Below are 21,468 nucleotides of genomic sequence, written 5' to 3' on the forward strand. Positions count from 1 at the left end.
CACTTGGCACTTGGCACTTGGCACTTGGCACTTGGCACTTGGCACTTGGCACTTGGCACTTGGCACTTGGCACTTGGCACTTGGCACTTGGCACTTGGCACTTGGCACTTGGCACTTGGCACTTGGCACTTGGCGCTTGGCACTTAGCGCTTGCCGCCTCCGGCTCTGCTGTACATATTCAGGTCCTGCAAACGGATCAGCACTTTGCCGAAGCGTCCGCCTTGTTGGATGGTTACTTTGCCGCCGGGATAAGTGCGGCGCACATATTCTTCAATGACTCTGCGGGAAGCCCTCTCTGCAGGCATATTACGATGCTTCAGCAGCAGCAGCATTTCCCCGGCAGCCTCTTCGTGCGTGACCCCGGTTGTTTTCATTTCCCTGGTCACCAGCGACTCGAACGAATAGCCCTTCAGGTAGAGCAAATGGCTTAAATAAGCCATATCCGAGCTTTGCGCATGCACTTCATGCCCGGTCAGCAGAGGCAGAACCTCATTCAGCAGACTGTGCTCCATGCTCCCTGCATTCAGGCTGATATAGCAATACTTGCGCGCGCAGCTGAGCACACTCTCCACACTCCCCCAATCAACAATCGCCGGAGACATGGACACAAACACGAGATCAAAGGCACCCTTCCAGCCTCTGGCGTCAAGATCCACGTTTTCGAACAAATCACGCACCAGCTCGACCTGGCCCTGAGGGAACCTGGCTGTATTCTCCATGAGCAGCCCGGATAAAGGAAGATTGGGCTCTACCGCTGTGACCTTCGCCCCTCTATCGGCAAAAGGTACGCTGAACCCGCCCGAAGCCGCGCCCACATCGAGTACAGACAGCCCTGCAAAATACCCCCCGGCCTTCAAGCCAGCCGATAATCCGCTCGCTTCTGCGTCTTCCCCCTTAACTGAACACTTCTTCGTTAAACGCCTTCGCCTTGTGGTCAAAGGAGTGCGCCAGGTCCGTCCCGGCCTTCTTGAATCTATTCCCCATCGCCGCAGGGTCCTCCTTCCAGGCCTTCTCCCACACATCCGCATTAAATAATTCGTTGTTCATTTTCATTCATCCCTTCCCGTTCTCATGCCATGAATTTCCGCAGACTTCAAAGACTATTTATATCTATAATTATGGCTCAAAACAAAATCAGCGGTTGACGGTGTGAATGAAGTCCGCTGCGGGTTCAGAGGGTTCTTCCGACCGCTGTTAAAGCCCGATTTCCTGATTGGAATAAACTTATAGGTTGAAATCGGTCTTTAAAGGCGGACACTATCGTTTCTCCAGAATCCCTCTGACCCTCCGCTTAGTCCGCACTTAGAGTCAGCCCCTAATTTTTAGATTGAGCCATAATTATGCGGCAAAATAACAGCGGAGGTTTAGTCCGCCGTTATTTTGCCGGCAAGACCGGGTGTTTAATTGCAATCCCGGATATTTTCCTGTTCTGCAGATACCGCTCCATTTGCTGCTCCGCCGCAATCATCTCCTGCTGGATCGGACACTCGCTGGAGTGGTCAAGCGTGCAATCAAACAACGAGGCCGTGCCTTCAATGGCATGAATAATGTCCAGAAAAGAGATATCCTCCTGCTTGCGCTTCAGCCGGTACCCGCCGTTCGCACCGGATGCCGACTCAATCAGCCCCGCCTTGACCAGCTTGGTCAGAATCTTCGACAGATAGGTGGGCGATACCCCCTGCCGTTCGGCCAGCTGCTGTACCCCTATAGGCTTGTTCGGCGCGGCAGCCACCAGATACAGCATCGTGTGGAGCGCATAATTCGTTGCCTTTGAATATTTCATCCCTTCACCTCAATCAAAGACTTTATAAGTCTATAATAACCTTCAATTGAACAAAAAGCAAACAGGGGATTTCCGCAGCCCCCGCTGCAGAAATTCCCTCTGCTGTCCTCAGCTCATTGCAGCTGACCTTCCAGCTCATACTTAAAGCTGTAGCCGCCGGAGCCGAGCATGATTTGCACCTCTTGCTCCAGCTGCTGCGCAGAGTGCACACCGGCAGCCTGTTCAAGCTTCACATTGCTCTCCAGCACCCGGTCCAGCACGGCATTCGGAAGGTACAGCACAGCGCTGGTATTCGGCGGCACCGACACGGAAACCTCTATCTGATCCGCACCTATGCTCCATTCCGAGCGGATGCGCCCGTACATCGTTTCAAGCACGGCTGCGGCCGAGGTCAGATCTCCGCCCGGCTGCGGCCGGATCATGAATTTCTTGTACCCCGGGAACGCTTCATCCAGCTCAATCCCTGCAACATGCCGGTACAAAAAGTCCCCGACCGCTCCATACGCATAATGGTTGAAGGAATTCATATCCTTGCTCCAAAAGCTCCCGTCTTCCTTAATCCCGTCCCAATGCTCCCATATCGTCGTCGCTCCCTTGGTCACCTGGTACAGCCAGGAAGGATAGTCGGTCTGCAGCAGCAGCTTATAGGCCGCCTCCGTATGTCCCGCTTCGCTAAGCACAAGATTCAGATAAGGCGTGCCGACAAAGCCGGTAGTGAGATGGTACTTGCTCTCCTCCAGGAGCTTCAGGAGTTTGTCTACTGTACGTTTCTTCGCCGGGCCTTCCACCAGCCTGAACATTAACGCCAGTACACAGGCTGTCTGCGTGGAAACGGATAAGCGCCCCGAGGGAGTGATAAATTCCCGGTTGAAGGCCTCTTTAATCCGGCTGTACAGCTCCGCATAATGCAGCTCGTCTTCTGTTCTCCCGAGTACACGGGCTGTCTTCCGCATAATTTGAACGGAATAGGCATAAAAAGCGGTCGCAATGAAGTCGGTATCCGTAGCTCCGCTGTAGCTGTCCGGTTTGGCATCCAGCCCCAGCCAGTCGCCGAAATGAAATCCGGTATTCCACAGAAATTCATCCTGGCCCTGACCCCGGATGTAATCCACCCAGCCCTGCATGCTTGGGTACTGCTGCTCAAGAATCCGTGTATCCCCATAGCACTGGTACAGCGTCCAGGGACAAATGACAGCGGCATCCCCCCATGCGGCGGACGAATGCCCATTGTCTCCCAGCACATTCGGGATCACGAACGGAACACCGCCATGAGCGAGCTGATCGGCCGACAGATCCTTGAGCCATTTGGTGAAAAACGGTGCCACATTCATCAGATAGGCGGAGGTACGGATGAACATTTGCGCATCCCCGGTCCAGCCCAGCCGTTCATCCCGCTGCGGGCAATCGGTCGGCACATCGACAAAGTTGCCTTTTTGACCCCACAGGATATTATGCTGCAGCTGGTTGATCAGCGGATTGGAGCAGGTGAAGGAGCCCGTAGCCTCCATATCCGAATGAAGCACAATGCCTGTGAAATCCTCCAGGGAGATCTCCCCGCCGAAGCCGATCAGCTGCACATACCGAAACCCCTGGAAGGTAAAACGCGGCTCATAGCTTTCCCTCCCTCCGCCTTTGGCAATGTACGTAACCGTCTGTCTGGCTTTTCTCAGGTTGTCCGTATAGACATTTCCGTCCCGGTCCAGCACCTCGAAATGGCGCAGCTGCACCTGCCTGCCTCTGGCGGCCTCCAGGGAAAACTGCATCCAGCCTACCATATTCTGCCCCATGTCCAGCACGGTTTCACCGGCCGGCGTCAGAAGCAGCTGGAGCGGCTGGAGCTTTTCAATTTTTTGGACCGGGACATTCTCCTGAGCCACCAGAATCTCCTTGGAATGGGCAATCGCTTCAACCGGGGACCAGCTGCCGGCATCATAACCGGCCTTACTGAATCCGCTCAGCTCCAGACGGGCATCATAGGTCTCGCCGTGGTAAATCTCCGACATCAGAATCGGGCCGGCCGCAGTGGTCCACTGTTCTCCAGTGGCTATGATCTGTTCTTGCCCGTCCGCATAGGCCAGATGGATCTGCATCAGCAATGCCGGGCGGTCGCCAAAGATATGCTTGCGGTTATCCCAGGCCAGGTTTCCTTTGTACCAGCCGTTCCCGAGCCAGGCGCCTACGGCATTGCCGCCTGCTTCTATCTGGTCCGTGATGTCATAGGCCTGTACCTGCAAGCGGTGGCTGTAGCTGGTCCAGCCCGGGGTGAGGTAATCGGCGCCAACCCGGGAGCCGTTCAATTCCATTTCATACAGCCCAAGGGCGGTTACATACATTCTGGCCTGAAGCGGCTTCGCATTGACATGAAAGGTGCAGCGGACGAGCGGGCACTGCTCCGCCTCAACCGCGAGCAGGGACAGCGGAGCGCCGATCCATTCAGCCTGCCATTCCTCCGCCTCCAGCAGCCCCATTTCCCAAAACGCAGCTTCCGACCATTCCGTATTCCGGTCCTCCAGGTCCCACACCTTAACACGGTAGTAATACCGTTGCCGTGAGCGGAGTACAGGCTCCTTCAGCTCCACGTGGGCACATTGATCAGAATACACTCTGCCGGAGGTCCATAACAGGCTGCGGAAATCCGGTCCGGCGGATACCTGGATGTCATAGGACTGCTGCTGCACATCCCGCTCCTCCGAATGAAGCTGCCAGCTGATTCTTGGATGGCGCACATCAAGCCCGATCGGATTCTCCTTATACTCCACACGCAATTTTTGTACTGTTAGCATTCATATCCACCCCGTCTTTTCTTGAATTCACCCTATAAATTTGAAACGCTTTCTATTACAATTATAGAAATTCAAATGCTTCGCATACTCCGCAAAAAGGACATTCTTCCTGTGTAAAAAGGACTTTTTTTGGGGGGCTAAGAAAGAGGTGGAAGTGTGTGAATTCTGCAGACCATACGCTGAAAGGCGAATATTTTTTTCAAAAAAATCTGCTGCTGTATGTTAACCGTGCCACAGAGACCTACCAGCTTCCGCTTCATTCCCATGATTTCATCGAGCTGGCCTTCGTTGCGGAAGGCAAGGGGTTTCATTATACAGAACAAGAAGTTCAGCAAGCCTTCAAGGGACAGCTGTATTTCATTCCCGTCGGCGTCTCCCATGTCTTCCGGCCCTCGTCGCCCGAAGCGCTTAAAGAACCGCTCGTAGTCTATAATTGCCTGTTCACACCCGGGCTTCTGGACGGGCTTGCTTCTGTAATTCCGGATGCGCCGATTGCAGACTACCTGGAGCAGCTCAAAAATCAGCAGCTGCCCGCGTTCTCCATTACCGACCGTAACGGTTCCGTCGAGAGCCTGTTCCTCTCGCTTCACCGGGAGTATAGTCTCCCGCAGACCGGCTCCGGCAGCTATCTGCAGACCCTGTTCCTTCAACTGATCGTCACCCTATACAGGTTACAGTATGATGAGCTTCAGTTTCCGGTGAACAGGCAGACGCAATTCCGGCAAATTCTCCACTATATCCAGCAGGAGTATGCACAGGACCTTACCCTTTCCCGGCTCGCCCGGACTTTTGACTGGAGTGAGAGGCATCTTCAGCGGCTGTTCAAAGCGCATACCGGCCAGACCTTCCACCATTTCCTGCAAAATGTCCGGATTCAAAAGAGCTGTTCCCTGCTGTCTCGGCAGCTGCACTCCCCCATTCCGCTCATTGCCGAGCAGGTGGGCTACCGTGACACCAAAACGTTCAGCCTGGTCTTCAAACGGATCATCGGCAAAACTCCCGGCGGGTACCGGCAGGAGGCGGCAACCGCCGGAGAGAAGCTGCCGTAAGCATAGGAGAGGCGCTGTCCCATTGCAAGAAGCCGCCGTGTCATCATGGAGATGACGGGCGGCTTTTTGCAATAAAAAGTCCATTTTGAAATCTTTAATAATGGCATGGAGGTTCATTGAGGGAATGCTATACTATTCAAATATCGTGTATTTCCCTGCGCAAGAAGCAAACATTCCCTTGAATAGAGGTGCCTTATACTTGGAAAAAAACAGCCGTGAAATCATGAAATATTGGGATAACCGGGGCCGCACGGAAACACTGGATGAGCGCTCGCGCTTCGGGGAAGCGCCGGCTTCCGGGAGCATCCCGTATGGCTGGGGACACTTCCTGTCCTGCTCGGCAATCCCGCGGGCGGCAGGGTCATCCGCCGGGTAGCCGACATGGGCTGCGGCACAGGAATTATTGCCGGGTATCTCGCCCAGCTCGGCTACGAGGTGATTGCCGTCGAATTCGCGGAGAGCCGTGCCGAGCTTGCCCGCCAGCGGCTGTCCCCGTTTCCGCATGCTGCGGTGCGGCTGGGAGACGCCGCAAATCCGCCCATTGCCCCCGGAGAGGTGGATGCTGTAGTGAGCCGGAACCTGCTGTGGCTGCTTCCCGATCCCAGGGCTGCGGTAATCCGCTGGGCCAAGCTGACGGGCAGCAACGGACGGATTGCGGCAATTGACAGTCTTCGGCGCATTGACCACCGCAAACGCAGCAGACGCATCAACACCATCCGTCAGCTCCACGGCCGATACCGCCGCGCTAAAGCGCATTCCGCTGAGCTGAGCCATGTTGCGGCAGCTCCCCTGCCCAATATTGCCCATCCGCAGCAAGCCGTAGATACCTGGCTGCAGGCGGGACTCGCCAATGTCCGCACTGAGAATCTGGCCTGGATTACCGCCGTTAAGCATTATTATGAATCACCTGTCAGCAGAGCCTTGGCGCTCAGCCAATATTACGCGGTCCTGGGGGATTGCTGAGCAGACGGAATAGTTCTGTGCGCCTGCCTTTATCATTCCAACAGCCGTTCGCAGACTTATCAGCCATAGGGGAAGCCAAACCTATGCTCCAGTCTGGGTTGTCTGCCCGCCAAGTGTATGTTCTGCAGCTAAAATAACGCGCAAACCCCTTTTTTCAACGCTAATTGTATTCTGTGATATTCTGTGCAGTTAAATTGGTGGAAAGTCTTTTTTTCATCTTTTCTGCCTATTTTAGATGTATAGAATACAATTACATCAGCCTCAGCGCCAAAATGGGACTTTTCACTTGCAGGAAATACAGCTAGAGATTAAGCATCTACTCTGTTTGACCTCTGCTTTATTTCAGCAGCTCCGCCTCCTTTTGCTTCAGCAGGTCGGCATACTCCGCTTTATACTGCTCCAGCCTGCCCTTCAGATCCGTGTTGGAAGGGTCCAGCTTCAGCTTGCTGCTGGCGGACAGGATGTTATCGACTACGGCATCAATTTTGCTGTCAATGGCCTTGATTTTGCTTTTGGCTGCCGCTGCGGCGGAGTCCGGTGTCGGCGCAGGCACCGGGCCAATTGTGCCGCCTGCATTTTTATCAGCAAGCGAAGAGGAGGCTGTGCTCTCTTTTTCGTCCAGGTTAATGGTCTTGCCGGACAGCGAAACCCTAAATCCTGCCAGTTCCCCGATGGCCCGCACCGGTGCGTAGCTTTTTCCGTCAATCACAATGGCCGGATCGACCAGCTTCTTGCCGTACACGTTTACAGTGTATTCCGCTTGGATGGCCTTGCCTACCAGACTTGTAGAAGCGCCTATCGCCTGAGTGCTTATCATCAGTACCGCACCGGCCAGGAAGCCGGCCGCAAGCTTTTTCATAAGAAGTTCACTCCCCGTAAAATACTATACTTTCTAGTTTACCATTTTACGGTGGCAGATGACGAGCTTCGCCAGCCTTTCCGGCTAAGCTATGCCACGGGGAGAACTGATCGCCGGTATCAGCGGGTCCGAGGGGTATAAGTACCCTTGATTCCGCCTCCTGGGGGCTGCGATGCGAAATGTGAGGTATTTCTACCCTTGATTCCGCCGCAATTAAGCTGCGGAGGACGACGCCGTTGCCCTGTCTCCGCAGCACAGTCCATACGTATCATCAGCATACTCTACGGCCGCCGGTATTTCCTCCACCCCTGACCGCCCCTACAACCGGGCGGTCAGGATTTCGCACAAGGCACCGTACAGCGTCGGCTCCAGATCCATGGAAGCCAGCGCCGCCAGTGCCGCAGCCGGCGCCGCCGCCTCTGTCACCAGCCGGAAAATTTGCTCCTTCAGCTGGAAGTGAAGCTGTGCGCGGTTCAGCAGCGCGAAGCTCTCCGCCTCCACGTCGCCCGGGGCGATCCGGGCGGCAGCCAGGGTTACCGTCACGGATTCGGCTACAGCCACAGCAGGGATGGTGACCGTCAGTGTATGCGAAGCTTCGTCATACGCGGTTTCAGGCCCGAGCTGCCGCCCTCCGGCGGATGCCTGAACCTGCGTATCGGCAATGCCGACGAAGCACAGCTTCCAGCTCCGCCGCTCCGGCACAGTGCCTGTATTGCCCCGGGCAGGCTGAATGGCGAGCACAGCGGCTTCACCCCATTCCAGTGTGATTCCGGTATCGCACCACTGCCCGTCCCGGTCTTCGGCGCTGTCCCCGTCGTCCTCCCACAGATGAAAGCTGCCGCTGGCTCCGGCGAATACCCGCAGCTCCAGCTGCCCGGGATTGGCAACCGAGGCAGTATAGTCCGTCAGGTCCGCCATCGGAACAATCGCTCCCGCCTTCGCCAGCACGGGGATATGCTCCAGATTGCGGTAGAGGGACAGCCTTCTGCCGCCGTCATACACTCTTCCGCTGAAGAAATCGATCCACACCCCTTCAGGCAGCCAGGCCTTGAATTCCGCGACTCCTGTCTTCGCATGTACGGGCTGTGTAATCGGACAGGCAAGCAGCTCCGTTCCGAAATAATACTCATTCGGCACCCCGTAAGCTTCATGCTGCTCCGCATGATGGTAATACACCGGCCGGACCAGCGGCAGACCCTCCCGGCTGGCATAACGGTTCATCGTATACAGGTAGGGAAGCAGGCGGTGGCGCAGCCGCAGACTGTTCTTCATGGCCTCTTCGGCAATTGGGTTGAAGCGCCACGGCTCCTTGCTGTTGAATGGGCTGGCCGAGCTGTGCAGCCGCAGGATCGGGGAGAATACTCCAAGCTGCACCCAGCGCAGCGCCAGCTCATCGTCGAGATAGCCCAGCATATGGCCCCCGATATCGTGGCTCCACCAGCCGTAGCCGGCATTCGACGCATTGGCTGTGAAGTAAGGCTGAAAATCCAGGGATTCCCATGTGACTATCGTGTCCCCGGAGAAGCCTACAGGGTAGCGGTGGCTGCCCAGACCCGCATAGCGTGAAAAGGTCATCCGGCGCTTGCCCCGCCGTCCGCTGTCCAGATAATGGTAGTGGTTCAGCATCCAGAGCGGGTCCAGTCCGGGAACCTTCGTAACTCCGCCCTGCTGCCAGTCGATCCACCAGAAATCCACCCCTTCCTCCTCCAGCGGATGATGCAGGAACTTGAAGTAAGCCTGCAGAAACTGTGGATCGGTGATGTCGAACTCTACGGCATCGCCTTTTTCCGGGTCCATGCCAAGCTCCGCCGCAATCGCCAGATAAGGCTCCTCAAAAGCCCGGACCCCGTCTGCGGGGTGCACATTGAGCGTAACCCGCAGCCCTTGCTCATGCAGCCAGCCGAGGAAGCGCTGCGGGTCCGGGAACAGCTCCCGGTTCCAGCTGTAGCCGGTCCAGCCGCTGCCATACTGCGGATCGATATCGACAAGGTGCCAGTCCATATCCATGACCGCTACAGAGAAGGGAAGCTGTTCCTGTGCGAAGCGCCGGATCAGCGTCCGGTATTCTTCCTCGGAATACCGGTAATACCGGCTCCACCAGTTGCCGAGAGCATAACGGGGCAGCAGCGGCGTGAGCCCGCAGAGCCGGTAGAAATCCTTCAGACACTCCAGGTAATCGTGGCCATAGCCCAGGAAATACAGATCGGTGCCTTCCTGCCCGCGCGGCTCCACCCGCCCGTCTGCCTCCAGCAGCAGCGAGCGGCTGTCGTCGATCACGGTGTACCCGCTGCGCGACAGAAGACCCTGCTCCAGCGGAATTGCCCCGTCGGCATTATCCAGCGTGCGGGCGGTGCCGCCCAAATCCTGCGGCGCATCCCCATAGTTCCAGACACTCATCAGATGCCCCGAAGCATTCTTTACCCGAACACTAAGCCCGTGCCGGGAGAACGGCTGCTTGTCGTAGACCAGATGCAGGCGGTCTGTCAACACTTCCAGCTTGTTCCCGTGGTCAATAACCCGGAAGGCCGGGAGTGGAAAATCACGGTTCAGCACGGTCTGGGTCGCCCGGTCTTCAAAAACGCCCGGCGCGCTGTACTCCAGGCGGATCAGCTGCGGGGTCAGCACGGTGAACCGGTAGCCCTCCCCCTGAATGACTGCCTCCAGATCCGCGCAAGGCTTGGAAGGAAGCCGCATGTAATCCGGCATAGGCTGTTGTGTATGAATTGCTTGTTCCACCTTTGTAACCCCCATTTCTTAGTAGCGTGGTGAAAAAGTGTCCGGAGAGCCGATGGGAGCCCAAACAGCGCTAGCGGCTGCCTTTGTAGCCGGATTTTCCCCACACAGGGGGTTGCAAAATCAAAAAATCCGGCTGCAACAGCGAGCGGAAATCCCTGCCCGGCCGCAGGCCACGGCAAAATCTCCACACTTTTAGGATGTCACAAGCAGAAACGGCTTCGCCGTCCTTATAGGGACGGGATGTTTCAGCGAGAAATAGAAGGATAATTTAATGTGCAAAGCCTATAAATTCTATTTGAACAAAAGCTCGAAGGCTACTCCTTCACAGCGCCGATCATCACGCCTTGATTGAAGTACTTTTGCACGAACGGGTACACACACATGATCGGAACCGTAGCCACGATAATGACGGAGTAGCGCATCATATTCGCCAGCCGCAGCGCGATTTGCGCCGCTTCGCCTGTGCCCATCCCGGACTGCATCTGATTGGTAATCAGAATGTTGCGGAGAATCAGCTGCAAAGGGTACATATTCGGGTTCTTGAGGTAGATCAAGGCGTTGAAGTACGAATTCCAATAGCCGACGGCAATCCATAAGCCCAGCACCGCAATGATTGCTTTGGACAATGGCAGCACCACCCGGGCAAAATAACGGAGGTTGCCGCAGCCGTCAATCTGGGCCGCTTCCCACAAATCTCCGGGAATACTCGTCTGAAAAAAAGTCCGGGCCACAATAATGTTGTACACCCCGACAGAGAAGGGCAGCACCATCACCAGGAAGGTGTCGTACATGTGGAAATCGCGGATAGTCAGAAACGTAGGAATCAGTCCGCCGTTGAAGAACATCGTAAAAATGAAATAAAGCGAGATATATTTGCGCCCCGCCAGGTCCTTTCGGGACAGCGCATAGGCTGCCGAGATATTGACGGCCAGACCGATCACGGTTCCCACGACCGTGTACAGAATGGTATTCCGGTACCCGATCCAGATGTTCTCATGGCGCAGCAGCTCTTTGTAGCCGTCCAGTGTGAACCCTTTGGGGAACAGCCAGACCTGACCTCCCGCCACCGCGGACGGATCGCTGAACGAAGCGATAATAATAAAAAACAGCGGATAGATCAGAATCAGCAGAAACACTGCCGCGACAACATACATAATGACTTCCATAACCGTATCCGAGGAGCGGTTGTTTTTGATTTTACCTGTTTTTTCTTGAGCCGCAGTCTGCAATACTCCCATGGTGGCGCTCCCCTTTCTACCACAAGCTGTTTTCGCTGAGCTTTTTGGAAATCTGGTTGACCATAATCAGCAGGATGAAATTAATGACCGTATTGAACAGATTGATTGCCGAGGAAAAGCTGTACTGGCTGCTGAGCAGCCCGATTTTGTAGACATAGGTGGACAGAATTTCGCTGGAGGTGGCATTCAAATCATTCTGCATCAGGTAGACCTTCTCGAATCCGACGCCCAGCAGACCCCCGACCCGCAGAATCAGCAGCGTGATTGCGGTAGGCATCAGCATGGGAATATCGATGTAACGGACCTTGTTCCAGCGGCTTGCCCCGTCTACGGTAGCGGCCTCGTACAGGCTCGGGTCAACCGCCGACAGTGCGGCGATGAAGATAATGCTGTCCCAGCCGACATGCTGCCACACATCCGACCACACATACACGCTGCTGAACCAGCCGGCCGAGCCCATAAGATCGGGAGCCTCTTTGCCGAGCAGACTGTACAGATTGCCGACCAGGCCGGTGCTTGGGGAGAGCAGAATCATCATCAGGCCCACCATAACCACGGTGGAAATGAAATGCGGCATATAGGACACGGTCTGAAAAAAACGTCTGAACCTGTTCGGGCGCATCTGATTCACCATCAGCGCCAGCATAATCGGGATCGGAAAGGTAACCAGGCTGTACACGCTGATGATCAGCGTGTTCTTGATCGTTGAAGAAAATTGATAGGAATGAAAAAATTTCTCGAAATACTTGAAGCCCGCCCAAGGGCTGCCGGTAATTCCGAGCGCCGGACTATAATCCTTGAACGCTATAAGCACCCCGTACATCGGTTTGTAGGCGAATAGTAACGTAAGAACCGCCGCAGGAAACAGCAGTGCGTACAGCCCCCAGTTCCGTCTGATCTGCCCCAAGGTGCGGGCTGGGCTGCTATGACCGGATTTCATGAAACCCCTCCTAAAAAGTGTTGTGAGCCTAGGCTGCTCTCGATATACTTCGTCCAAACCCTTTTCGAAAATGCCCGCTCAGTAACGCGAGCCTCTCTGTTCCATCAGTATATCGCCCTGTCTTCACGTCCGGCGGACCTATTGGAGGTCGTAACCGGACTTTCCGCGTCCCCTTTCCCCGGCATCACGTGAAGCTCCCCGGCAGCTCCGGCGGACGGCACCGTATCCGGACCTCCACTGGCATTATCCGGACTTTCCGGGGAAAAGGATCGGACCCGCCCCTTGCTCCGCGCATAGCAAATGCCGTCCTGCAAAAAGCTGGGCGCGGGACGGCATCTGCTTAACCGTTGAACAATTTTTATGCAGAGAGGCTTGGTAAAATTAAGAAGTTAGGAAGCGCCGCGGTAGAGCGGCATGGACGTCTATTGCACATAGCGCAGTCAATTAACAAACCCGCTGTAGTAAGAGATGGCACGACCGCAAATTCCATAATAATGAGTCTATTCGACCTCAATATTGAGCCTGCACCGCTTCTCAGCGAGTCTATTCGACCTCAATAATCACAGGCCTGCCCTGGACCGGCAGCTTGCCCTCAGCGACAGCGACCTCGCTGCCGTCAATCAGGTTCACATACACGCCATCCGGCACACCGGCTTCCGCTTCAGCGGCCTTGCCCTTCATACTGAAGACGCCGACCAGCCTTTGCTCTCTCCAGGTATAGGTGCCGACAATAAGCCCCTGGTCCTCCGAGGCCTGCAAATGGCAGATGCCCCGGGCCATGATTTCCTTGTGCTTGACCCTGTACAGCGCCTTGAACAGCCAGGACAGATCCTTGCCCGTGTTCCAGCTGACTGTATTCTTGCCGAACAGATCCGGGCATACCTCATTCTCCGTTTCCTGCCCGCCGTAGATCAGCGGCATTCCCTTCTGAAAATACATCAGCGCGGTCCAGCTGATCAGCTCCTCCTCAGCCGGAAAAAGCGCCTTCGCCCGCGGACGGTCGTGGTTCTCCAGAAACCGCAGCTTGACATAGTTGTCAGGATAGATGTATTCCTGAGCGTTAATCTTCTCCACATAAGCGCTGAGTGAATTCTTCCCGTCCGCATAACCCTTGAAATAGGGATAGCTGTCGTAATCGTAGCAGGCGTCGAAGGCCTGAAGCACTTCAGCATCACTCAGGCTGACCATTTCTCTGGCACGGAGATGCAGAAGAAAGTCCGGTTCAATCGATTCCGCCAGCCACAGGCAGTGCGGGTTGACCTCAGCCACCTTTTCCCGGGCCTGCAGCCAGAAATCCAGCGGCAGCAGCGCCGCCACATCGCAGCGGAAGCCGTCTACGATCCCCGACCACTGCCGCAGCGTTTCAATCTGATATTCCCACAGGCCGGGGTGGCTATAGTCCAGATCGATAATATCGCCCCAGTCGCCGACACGGTTGCCGAACTTCCCTTCCGGTGTCTTGTAGAAAAATTCAGGATGGTTCCCGGCCAGCCAGGAATCGGGTGAAGTGTGGTTATAGACGACATCGATGATGCATTTCATGCCGTGCTGATGGATCGCGTCTACCAGACTGCGGAAATCCTCCGGTGTGCCAAGCTCCGGGTTGATCCCGCGGTAGTCCTGATTCGCATACGGGCTGCCGAGCTCCCCTTTGCGGGCTATGCTTCCAATGGGATGAACGGGCAGCAGCCAGATAATGTCTACTCCCAGCCCGTGAATGCGTCCCAGGTCCTGTTCTGCAGCCTTGAACGTTCCCTCCGCGGTATGGTTGCGGATGTATATGGAATAGACTACCTGGTTCCGCAGATTTTTGGATGTTACTATGGCCATGTTGTACACTCCTTCATACTGATAAGCCTAACCGGGATGACTCCCGGACAATAAGCCGGTGCCCCACGATGAAGCGGCCGGATACCGGCTTGCCTTGATGCGGCTGCTGGATGCTCCGGATCAATACGCGGGATGCGGTCTCTCCAAGCTGGCCGATGCCCGTATCAATGCTGCTGATCGAAGGAACCGACAGCACAGGCAGCGGAGCATTGCTGCAGCTGACAAGGGCCAGATCACCAGGCACCCCGTAGTTCAGCTGCCCCAAGCTCCGAATCACCCCGAACGAGACCATATCGTCCGCTGCAACCAGCGCTGTCGGCCGGTCCGGAAGCTTCATGAAGGATGACATCGCGCCTCCGTCCTTCCATGCCCCGTCCCCGATCATCCAGTCCGGATGACATTCCAGCCCGTACTCCCGAAGCGCTCTGCGGTAGCCCTCCAGCCGGTCCCGGGCAGCCGTGCTGTCCGGAGGGCTGCCGATGAAGCCGATGCGTTCATGCCCCATGGAAATCAGATGCCGCGTCGCGTCGCAGGCCGCCGCCGACTGATTGGTCTCAACCGTCAGAATGCCGTCATATTGCTCGCTCCGTCCAATCAGCACAAACGGGTGGCCGCTGCTCTTCAGATAAGCGATAACCGCGTCATCGGTGCGCGAGGAGAGCAGGACCGCCCCGTCAACGCGCCCTCCCTTGAGCAGCCCTGAGACTGCCTCCAGTTCTTCCTGCTCCGTGGCCCCCGAGCTGAGGACCACATCGAAGCCCAGGCGGCCGGCCCCGGCGGCAATGCCGCGGATCAGCTCCAGGAAATAGAGATTGGAGAACATTTGGGCAGCCGGTCCCGGCAGCAGAATGCAGAGGCAGCGTGCCGATCGGGATACCAGACTCTTCGCGATAAGGTTAGGGGTGTACCCCAGTTCCTCCATCGTCCGCCTGACCTTGCGGGAGAGCTCCTCCCTCACATGCGGATGGCCGGATAATACCCGGGAGACTGTAGAGACCGAAACTCCCGCTCTCCGCGCTACTTTCTTCATGGTAACCGTCATCGAAAGCCTCCCTCCGCGGATCGCTCTGCCCGCTCCCATTTCAAGCGATTATTTCACGCTCATATAACGGGCATACGCGTCGGTGCGGATCTTGAGCAGCTTTTCCAGCCCCATGTCGTTCAGCTTCTTCACATAGGCATCCCAGCCCTCGTCGATGCTGCCCTTGGTGATGAACTGGGCGCGCATGGTGTTCACATAGCTGTCAATGTCCGTGGTCAGGGTCGGCAGCTCCTGGAATTCCTCCGAGGTATACATAACGTTAGGGAATGGCGTTGTTACATAATCGCTGCCCAGCTTATCCAGCTGCAGCTTCAGTCCGTCGCCGCTGTTAGGACTCAGCACGATGTTCTTCTCAAAGTCAGGACTTACATATTTCGGCCCGAAATCGCGCAGCGACTGATCCCAGTACCAGGCATCCGCGCTGGTTCCTGCCGGCGGGTCCATCAGCGTGTAGGTGCCGTCGTCATTCTTCTTGATTACAGTACCGATTGCTCCCCAGAAATTCTGGATGCCGGCTTCATTGGTATAGAACTGGTCGGCCCAGCGGGCGGCGACTTCCGGATTTTTGCAGGAGGTGGTGATCAGCAGCTCGTTGCGGGCGAGATTCATTCCGATGGGATTGCCGATCGTGTAGCGCTTGCCATCCGGTCCGGCCACCGGCGGAATGGTTTCATACTGCTCGCTCCATTTGCCGAATACGGCGTCAGGCGTCCATTGGTACGAGAGGCCCACGATGGGAGCGTCCGGATTCTGGAACTTGGCCGAGATCATTGTGGCGTCCTGGGTGAACAGCTCTTTGTCCAGCAAGCCTTCATTGTATAATTTGTTTTCCCATTTGAGGCCTTCCTTGTATTCTTCGGAGGTAGGGTAGTAGACCGCTTTTCCGTCCTGAACCAGCATATTGTTGTTGTTGAGATCCGTAATTCCGAAGGGGCTGATGAGGTCATTGCTGACTTCGATATATGGAATTTCATCCGCCTTGCCATTGCCGTTGGGGTCATTCTCCTTGAAGGCCTTCAGCACATTGTAGAGATCATCGAGCGTTTCAGGCGTCTTCAGGCCCAGCTTGTCGAGCCAGGCCTTATTGATGACCGGCTGGCGCGAGCTTTTGGGGCGCGACGGCAGGCGGGTCGGCAAAGAATAGATTTTTCCGTCGGGGAACGTGCTGATTTTTTTCATTTCCGGTGTTTCTTCCATTGCCGCCTTCAGATTGGGCATGTATTGCTCGATATACTCATCCAGCGGACGGAAATAGCTTAGGTTGTTGACGATATCGGAATCGGAAAAGGTCTGGTCTCCCAGCACCACATCCGGAAGCGTGCCGCTGGCGAGCAGAATGGATTTCTGTTCCGCCCAATCGTTGGAGGACATGACCTGCCAATCTATTTTCACATTCGAATTCTTCTCCAGGTCCTTCAGCCACTGGTTCTGGGTGAACGTGTCCCCCATGCTTCCCCAGCGCACGGTCAGCACCTTCAGAGTCACCGGCTCCTTGACGATCGGCAGGCCTTCCTTGTTGAAATCGCCCGTTTCGCCCGGGGTATTCGCATTCTCCTTGTTGCCGCTGCAGCCGGCCATTCCCATAACCATTACGGCCGACAGAAGCAGCAGCGACCATTTTTTGGCCGGTCTGTTTTTGCTGTGTGTACTCATTCTGTAATCCCCCATTTCATTGTGTACATCCGCTTTACATGCTTAATGATAGCTGCCCGCTTCTCCGCATTCCGGACACTTTCGCGCCGTTATTCGGACCTCTGCATCCGCTTACATCATTTTGCTGCTTCACTCCGCCAATCGCGTATGCAGCGATGACGGTATTCAGACTTTTGCTTGCAGTTTCCGGACTTTGCGCCGAATCTCCGGCAATTTCACATGTAATTTCCCCGAAGAGGTTTTATAATGGCTTTGTTAGCCAATATAACCGCTTTCATCTAATGAACGCGCGGGAAAGGACGCGGCACGTAAGAACTATGGCCAAAATAACAGCAGGAAGCAAGCCTTATCCCATCCGCCATTATGTACGAATTATGATTCTGGTCTCCTTTGCCGTGCTGGTGCTGGACCTCGTGATCAGCCTCGCCTCGATTTCGATTGTGAAGCAGCAGTCCACACGGTATCTGCAGGATACTGCCAAGCTGTATATCGACCGCATCAACCACGATTTTGCCTATATTAACCATTATATGGGCTGGACGCTGGCGAACGACGAGAGCCTGAATATGATGAATGCCTATGATGTGAACAGCAGTGAATTCCTGAAGTCGAACGACAATCTGCACAAACGTTTTACGGAGCTGCAAAAAAATTACGGCCAGGAATACAACTTCTTCTTTTATTTGAAGAACCAGTCCTTTTTCCTGAACTGCGCGCCGATCAGTGTCTCCTATACGGATTATCTGGAGCTGAAGCGGCAAATCCATTCCTATATAGAGGATAAGGATGTATACGCGGAGTTTTATTCCAGATGGACGCCGATTCTGGTGAACGGAAACTACTATATTATCAATATTGTTCCTTATTACAACCGCTATCTGATCGGTCTGATCTCCGCCGACAGCCTGATCCGCCCTTTGCGGCAGATTAATCTGGGGGCAAACGGCTATGCCTCCCTGGTGGATGAGAACGGAACAACCATCTCCAGCCCTTTATCGGGCAACGGAAAGCCGTTGCAGCAGGAGACCGGGTGGCCCGGCCTGCTTCAGTCCCGCACAACGATCAGCAGCGAATTTTCCAATACCACCTTCAGCGCCGATATGGTCATTAAATTCGGAGCGTTCGAGAAAATCATGATTGCCCAGCTGCTGATTATGCTGCTGTTCTTCATGGTAACCTCCACCATCTGCGCCGTGATGCTCTTCTTCAATAAAAGGGTGCTTGGCCCGATTCAGAACTTCTCGGAGAATCTGGCGCATATTAATGAAGACGGCCGGTCCGCCGACTTCAAAAGCAGCAAAATCATCGAGCTGGAGCAGGCGAGCGCGCAGTTCAAGGACCTGGTGGAGCAGATCAAAACCTTCAAAATCGCCATCTATGAGCAGGAGCTGGAAAAACAGCGCATCCAGCTGGACTATATGAAGCAGCAGATCAAGCCTCATTTCTTCCTGAACTGCCTGACCAGCATTTACAGTATGGCCCAGATTCAAATGTACGAGGAAATCGAGAATATGGCCATGTCCACGGCCAAGTATTTCCGCTACACTTTTCAGAACGGCGGGAACTTTGTCCGGCTGGAGGATGAAATCGAGCATGTGCGCATCTATCTTGAAATCCAGCGGAGCCGGTACCGTGATGCCTTCAAATACCATATCGAGCAGGATGAGGCGGTGAGGGGGCTGATGATCCCTCCGCTGGTGCTGCAGACCTTTATCGAGAACTCCATCAAATATGCGATTTCCCGGGACCCAGAGGTGCAGATCAGGCTGGCTGTCCGCCGGCGGACCAGTGCGGGGGAACAAGTGACAGTGATCGAGATTTCGGACAGCGGACCGGGCTTCGGGCCCCGGGTTCTGGAGAAGCTGGCTTCGGGCCAGCCGCTGGATCAGAGCAAGGGAACTCATATCGGCATTATGAATACGCTTAAACGGCTGGAATACCTGTATTTGAAAAAAGCTTCCGTCCACTTCTCCAATATAGAGGGTGGCGGCGCATCTGTCATCTTAACCCTTCCGGATCTTCCGAATACTTCAACATGAATGGAGAATTTCCTATGAACGTATTGCTTGTAGATGACGACTACTATGTAGTGGCGGCTTTGCAGAAGAAGATTGACTGGGCAGCCCTGAATATCGAAACCGTCTATACGGCCAACAATGTCGCCCAGGCCCGTGAAATTGTGGAGAACCACTCTGTGCAGATTCTGATCTCGGACATAGAAATGCCGCAGGGAAGCGGACTTTCGCTCCTGGCCTGGATCCGGGAAAACTGCTATCCGATTCAAACCATCCTCCTCACCAATTATGCCGACTTCAACTATGCGCAGAAGGCCATCGAGCTGCAGAGCTTCGAATATTTTCTCAAGCCGATTGAATTTGACAAGCTGATGCTGATTATCCAAAAAGCGGTTGTCCGGGCCAAAGAGCAGCAGCACAACGAAAAAGCCATTCAGGAAGGCTACTATTGGCAAAAGAACCAGTCGCAGAATCTGGAGCATTTCTGGCGCAGGCTGGTGAGCGGAAGCGCTTCCTCCCCTATCAAGCCGTCAGCGATCACTTACGCCATCAAGGAGCAGAATCTTTCCTATCAGATGGATGATACGGTGCAGCCTTTATTATTCAATGTGTTTCCCTACAATGGCACCATGGGCAAAGAAGAGAAAGGGCTGTTCGATTTCGCCCTGCTTAATATCCTGTATGAGCTGTTTCAGCATCCCGCCTTCGCAATCGAGAGCATTCTGGAAATCAGGGACTATAACTGGATCGCGGTCCTGAAATGGAACCAGTATCCGGACACCGGAACGCTGGAAGAAATCTGCGCCTCCTTTATCCAGAAAACGAACCCCTATCTCAAATGCGATGTCTGCTGCAACATAGGCCTCCACGGCCAGCTGCACGGGATTGGCACGGTGCTGAAGGATCTGATCCAAATGGATGAAGAAATCACGCGCTGCCGGAATCATACCTTTACGGTGGAAATGTACCGGAAGCAGACCCGGACCGCCTACCAGCCGCCGAATCTGGCCCATCTGGAGGAGCTGCTGAATCAGAACAAGCTTGACGCTTTTCTGGAGGAAGCCAACCGTTACCTGAAGGGGCTGCTGGTCAACCGGACCGTTGACACCTCCATCCTCAGCCTGTTCCGGCTGGATATCGTACAGCTTGTTTATTCTTTTCTCAAAATGAAGGGCATCCAGGTCCATAAATTATACAGCGGCAAGGCGAACGACCGGCTGCAGCTGCATTCCCTCACTTCCATTGAGGATATGGAGGAGTATCTGGAGTACCTGGTGAATACCGCCATGAAATACCGGAACCTCACCGCCCAGCCCAAACCGGTGGCCGAAGAGATCAAGCAGTATATCCATGCGCATTACGGGGATGAGCTGACGCGCAACGATCTCGCGGAGATAGTCTATCTGAATCCCGATTATCTGGCCCGCCTGTTCAAGAGGGAGACGGGGGTTGCCTTGGGCAGCTATGTGATTCAAGTCCGGATCGAGGCAGCCAAGCAGCTGCTGGAGACCACCCGGCTGTCAGTGTACGCCATTGCGAACAAGGTAGGCTACACCAATTACTCCTACTTCTCCAAGCTGTTCAAGCAAGAGGTGGGCCTGTCCCCGAATGAATATAAAAAGGAGCGGCATGTCCAGCCCGCCGGGCCGCGGTAGGCCGGGCCGCGGTAGGCCGGGCCGCGGTAGGCCGGGCCGCGGTAGGCCGGGCCGCGGTAGGCCGGGCCGCGGTAGGCCGGGCCGCGGTAGGCCGGGCCGCGGTAGGCCGGGCCGCGGTAGGCCGGGGTCAATGCAGACGCGGGGTGTCCCAAAAGCCATTTTATGGCTTTGGGACACCCCGCGTTGTTTTGAGCGGCATCCACGCCAGCTGAGCCCGGTAATAAGCTTAAGTGGAAAAAGTGAACCTAAATCTCCCCCAGCCCCGTTTCAACAAGCATTAGTGGGAAAAAGGATAACTAATCCATCCGATTTCCGCCTTTTCAGGGGAATAAGCTTAAATTAAGTCTACTTTTTCCCACTATTCCCTCTGCCGAAAGCTTCTTGGGTCCATTTAAGTTACCTAATTCCACTTCACTCATTCCGCTTCACGTTCCCGCCCCGAGATTTCGGTTAGTCCCCTGATTCCGCGCTTTCTCCTGCAAACCATAGAACCCGCAGGTTCAGCACAATGACGCATTTTAACTTACCTCCTACTTCCTACATACCATATCCAAGATAAAAGAAATGCATAATTGCCTTAACAACAAGTGGAAACGGCTTCGCCGTCCTTATAAGGACGGTATCCGTTTCAGCGAGAAAGATAAGGCTAATTGATAGCGTGAAACATATAAATTATCTTTGAACAAACTAATCTCAGCAGGTGGATAGGCTTTTTTTCGCTTAATAATGGAGCTTACGGAGCCGGCAGGTACTTTGTGCTGCATTCCAGGGAGGCTAGCCGGATCAGGGCGCACATTGTTGTACTTTGTGCCGCATTTCCGGCAGATTAGCCGGAATGGAGCACGCAGGGTTGTACTTTACGGTCAGGCTGCATTCCAGGCAGCTTAGCCGGATCAGGGCGCACATTGTTGTACTTTGTGCC

General features: G+C 54.9%; 14 protein-coding genes and 1 pseudogene. 5 read left to right on the plus strand and 10 right to left on the minus strand.

The window, feature by feature from the left end; genetic code table 11:
* Nucleotides 1-143 precede the first annotated feature (143 nt).
* From HYD27_RS31020 to HYD27_RS31030, 3 genes and pseudogenes are all read right to left on the minus strand, one after another.
* Nucleotides 144-1,047, minus strand: a pseudogene (locus HYD27_RS31020) (class I SAM-dependent methyltransferase).
* A gap of 328 nt (nt 1,048-1,375) precedes the next feature.
* Nucleotides 1,376-1,783 carry an Rrf2 family transcriptional regulator gene (locus tag HYD27_RS31025; RefSeq protein WP_219221636.1) on the minus strand — a complete coding sequence of 136 codons (408 nt, stop codon included), beginning with the start codon at nt 1,781-1,783 and terminating at the stop codon, nt 1,376-1,378.
* Between the two features lie 113 nt (nt 1,784-1,896).
* A complete protein-coding gene (locus tag HYD27_RS31030) occupies nt 1,897-4,566 on the minus strand; it encodes a glycoside hydrolase family 78 protein (RefSeq protein ID WP_219221637.1) in 2,670 nt (889 codons plus the stop codon).
* A 158-nt stretch (nt 4,567-4,724) separates the two neighbouring features.
* Between HYD27_RS31030 and HYD27_RS31035 the strand changes: the two genes are divergently transcribed.
* The 3 genes from HYD27_RS31035 to HYD27_RS31045 all read left to right on the plus strand — a co-directional run bounded on the left by HYD27_RS31035 (nt 4,725) and on the right by HYD27_RS31045 (nt 6,578).
* Nucleotides 4,725-5,615: an AraC family transcriptional regulator gene (locus HYD27_RS31035; RefSeq protein WP_219221638.1), complete on the plus strand. Its 891-nt coding sequence runs from the start codon at nt 4,725-4,727 to the stop codon at nt 5,613-5,615.
* Between the two features lie 199 nt (nt 5,616-5,814).
* Nucleotides 5,815-5,991 carry a hypothetical protein gene (locus HYD27_RS31040; protein WP_219221639.1) on the plus strand — a complete coding sequence of 59 codons (177 nt, stop codon included), beginning with the start codon at nt 5,815-5,817 and terminating at the stop codon, nt 5,989-5,991.
* Nucleotides 5,992-5,996: 5 nt separating this feature from the next.
* On the plus strand, nt 5,997-6,578 hold the full coding sequence (locus HYD27_RS31045) for a class I SAM-dependent methyltransferase (RefSeq protein WP_219221640.1): 582 nt from the start codon (nt 5,997-5,999) through the stop codon (nt 6,576-6,578).
* Between the two features lie 337 nt (nt 6,579-6,915).
* Here HYD27_RS31045 and HYD27_RS31050 read toward each other — a convergent pair whose 3' ends face one another.
* The 7 genes from HYD27_RS31050 to HYD27_RS31080 all read right to left on the minus strand — a co-directional run bounded on the left by HYD27_RS31050 (nt 6,916) and on the right by HYD27_RS31080 (nt 16,876).
* Nucleotides 6,916-7,437 (minus strand): hypothetical protein, encoded by a 522-nt coding sequence (locus HYD27_RS31050; protein ID WP_219221641.1) that lies wholly within the window; start codon nt 7,435-7,437, stop codon nt 6,916-6,918.
* Between the two features lie 318 nt (nt 7,438-7,755).
* The gene (locus HYD27_RS31055) at nt 7,756-10,173 is read right to left on the minus strand and encodes a glycoside hydrolase family 31 protein (RefSeq protein ID WP_309242155.1); all 2,418 of its coding nucleotides are present in this window, start codon (nt 10,171-10,173) and stop codon (nt 7,756-7,758) included.
* Nucleotides 10,174-10,487: 314 nt separating this feature from the next.
* The gene (locus HYD27_RS31060; protein WP_219221642.1) at nt 10,488-11,411 is read right to left on the minus strand and encodes a carbohydrate ABC transporter permease; all 924 of its coding nucleotides are present in this window, start codon (nt 11,409-11,411) and stop codon (nt 10,488-10,490) included.
* Nucleotides 11,412-11,427: 16 nt separating this feature from the next.
* On the minus strand, nt 11,428-12,351 hold the full coding sequence (locus tag HYD27_RS31065; protein WP_219221643.1) for an ABC transporter permease: 924 nt from the start codon (nt 12,349-12,351) through the stop codon (nt 11,428-11,430).
* A gap of 543 nt (nt 12,352-12,894) precedes the next feature.
* Nucleotides 12,895-14,181 (minus strand): alpha-amylase family glycosyl hydrolase, encoded by a 1,287-nt coding sequence (locus tag HYD27_RS31070; protein WP_219221644.1) that lies wholly within the window; start codon nt 14,179-14,181, stop codon nt 12,895-12,897.
* Nucleotides 14,182-14,194: 13 nt separating this feature from the next.
* On the minus strand, nt 14,195-15,223 hold the full coding sequence (locus HYD27_RS31075) for a LacI family DNA-binding transcriptional regulator (RefSeq protein ID WP_219221645.1): 1,029 nt from the start codon (nt 15,221-15,223) through the stop codon (nt 14,195-14,197).
* Nucleotides 15,224-15,271: 48 nt separating this feature from the next.
* Nucleotides 15,272-16,876, minus strand: coding sequence for an extracellular solute-binding protein (locus tag HYD27_RS31080; RefSeq protein ID WP_219221646.1), 1,605 nt, complete (start codon nt 16,874-16,876; stop codon nt 15,272-15,274).
* Between the two features lie 317 nt (nt 16,877-17,193).
* Here HYD27_RS31080 and HYD27_RS31085 point away from each other — a divergent pair, with 317 nt between their 5' ends.
* Complete coding sequence (locus HYD27_RS31085) at nt 17,194-18,915, plus strand: sensor histidine kinase (RefSeq protein WP_228745446.1); 1,722 nt, start codon at nt 17,194-17,196, stop codon at nt 18,913-18,915.
* A 14-nt stretch (nt 18,916-18,929) separates the two neighbouring features.
* Entirely contained in the window at nt 18,930-20,546 is a 1,617-nt protein-coding gene (locus tag HYD27_RS31090; protein ID WP_219221647.1) for a helix-turn-helix domain-containing protein, read from the plus strand.
* Nucleotides 20,547-21,468 lie beyond the last annotated feature (922 nt).

Origin of the sequence: Paenibacillus sp. S150, assembly GCF_019352175.1 — a bacterium.
Lineage (GTDB): Bacteria > Bacillota > Bacilli > Paenibacillales > Paenibacillaceae > Paenibacillus_AQ.

Excerpts from the sequence above, each read along its gene's own strand:
- HYD27_RS31025 (WP_219221636.1), bottom strand. The coding sequence starts at position 1,783 with ATGAAATATTCAAAGGCAACGAATTATGCGCTCCACACGATGCTGTAT.
- HYD27_RS31030 (WP_219221637.1), bottom strand. The coding sequence starts at position 4,566 with ATGCTAACAGTACAAAAATTGCGTGTGGAGTATAAGGAGAATCCGATC.
- HYD27_RS31045 (WP_219221640.1), top strand. The coding sequence starts at position 5,997 with ATGGGCTGCGGCACAGGAATTATTGCCGGGTATCTCGCCCAGCTCGGC.
- HYD27_RS31050 (WP_219221641.1), bottom strand. The coding sequence starts at position 7,437 with ATGAAAAAGCTTGCGGCCGGCTTCCTGGCCGGTGCGGTACTGATGATA.
- HYD27_RS31060 (WP_219221642.1), bottom strand. The coding sequence starts at position 11,411 with ATGGGAGTATTGCAGACTGCGGCTCAAGAAAAAACAGGTAAAATCAAA.
- HYD27_RS31065 (WP_219221643.1), bottom strand. The coding sequence starts at position 12,351 with ATGAAATCCGGTCATAGCAGCCCAGCCCGCACCTTGGGGCAGATCAGA.
- HYD27_RS31070 (WP_219221644.1), bottom strand. The coding sequence starts at position 14,181 with ATGGCCATAGTAACATCCAAAAATCTGCGGAACCAGGTAGTCTATTCC.
- HYD27_RS31075 (WP_219221645.1), bottom strand. The coding sequence starts at position 15,223 with ATGACGGTTACCATGAAGAAAGTAGCGCGGAGAGCGGGAGTTTCGGTC.
- HYD27_RS31080 (WP_219221646.1), bottom strand. The coding sequence starts at position 16,876 with ATGAGTACACACAGCAAAAACAGACCGGCCAAAAAATGGTCGCTGCTG.
- HYD27_RS31085 (WP_228745446.1), top strand. The coding sequence starts at position 17,194 with ATGGCCAAAATAACAGCAGGAAGCAAGCCTTATCCCATCCGCCATTAT.
- HYD27_RS31090 (WP_219221647.1), top strand. The coding sequence starts at position 18,930 with ATGAACGTATTGCTTGTAGATGACGACTACTATGTAGTGGCGGCTTTG.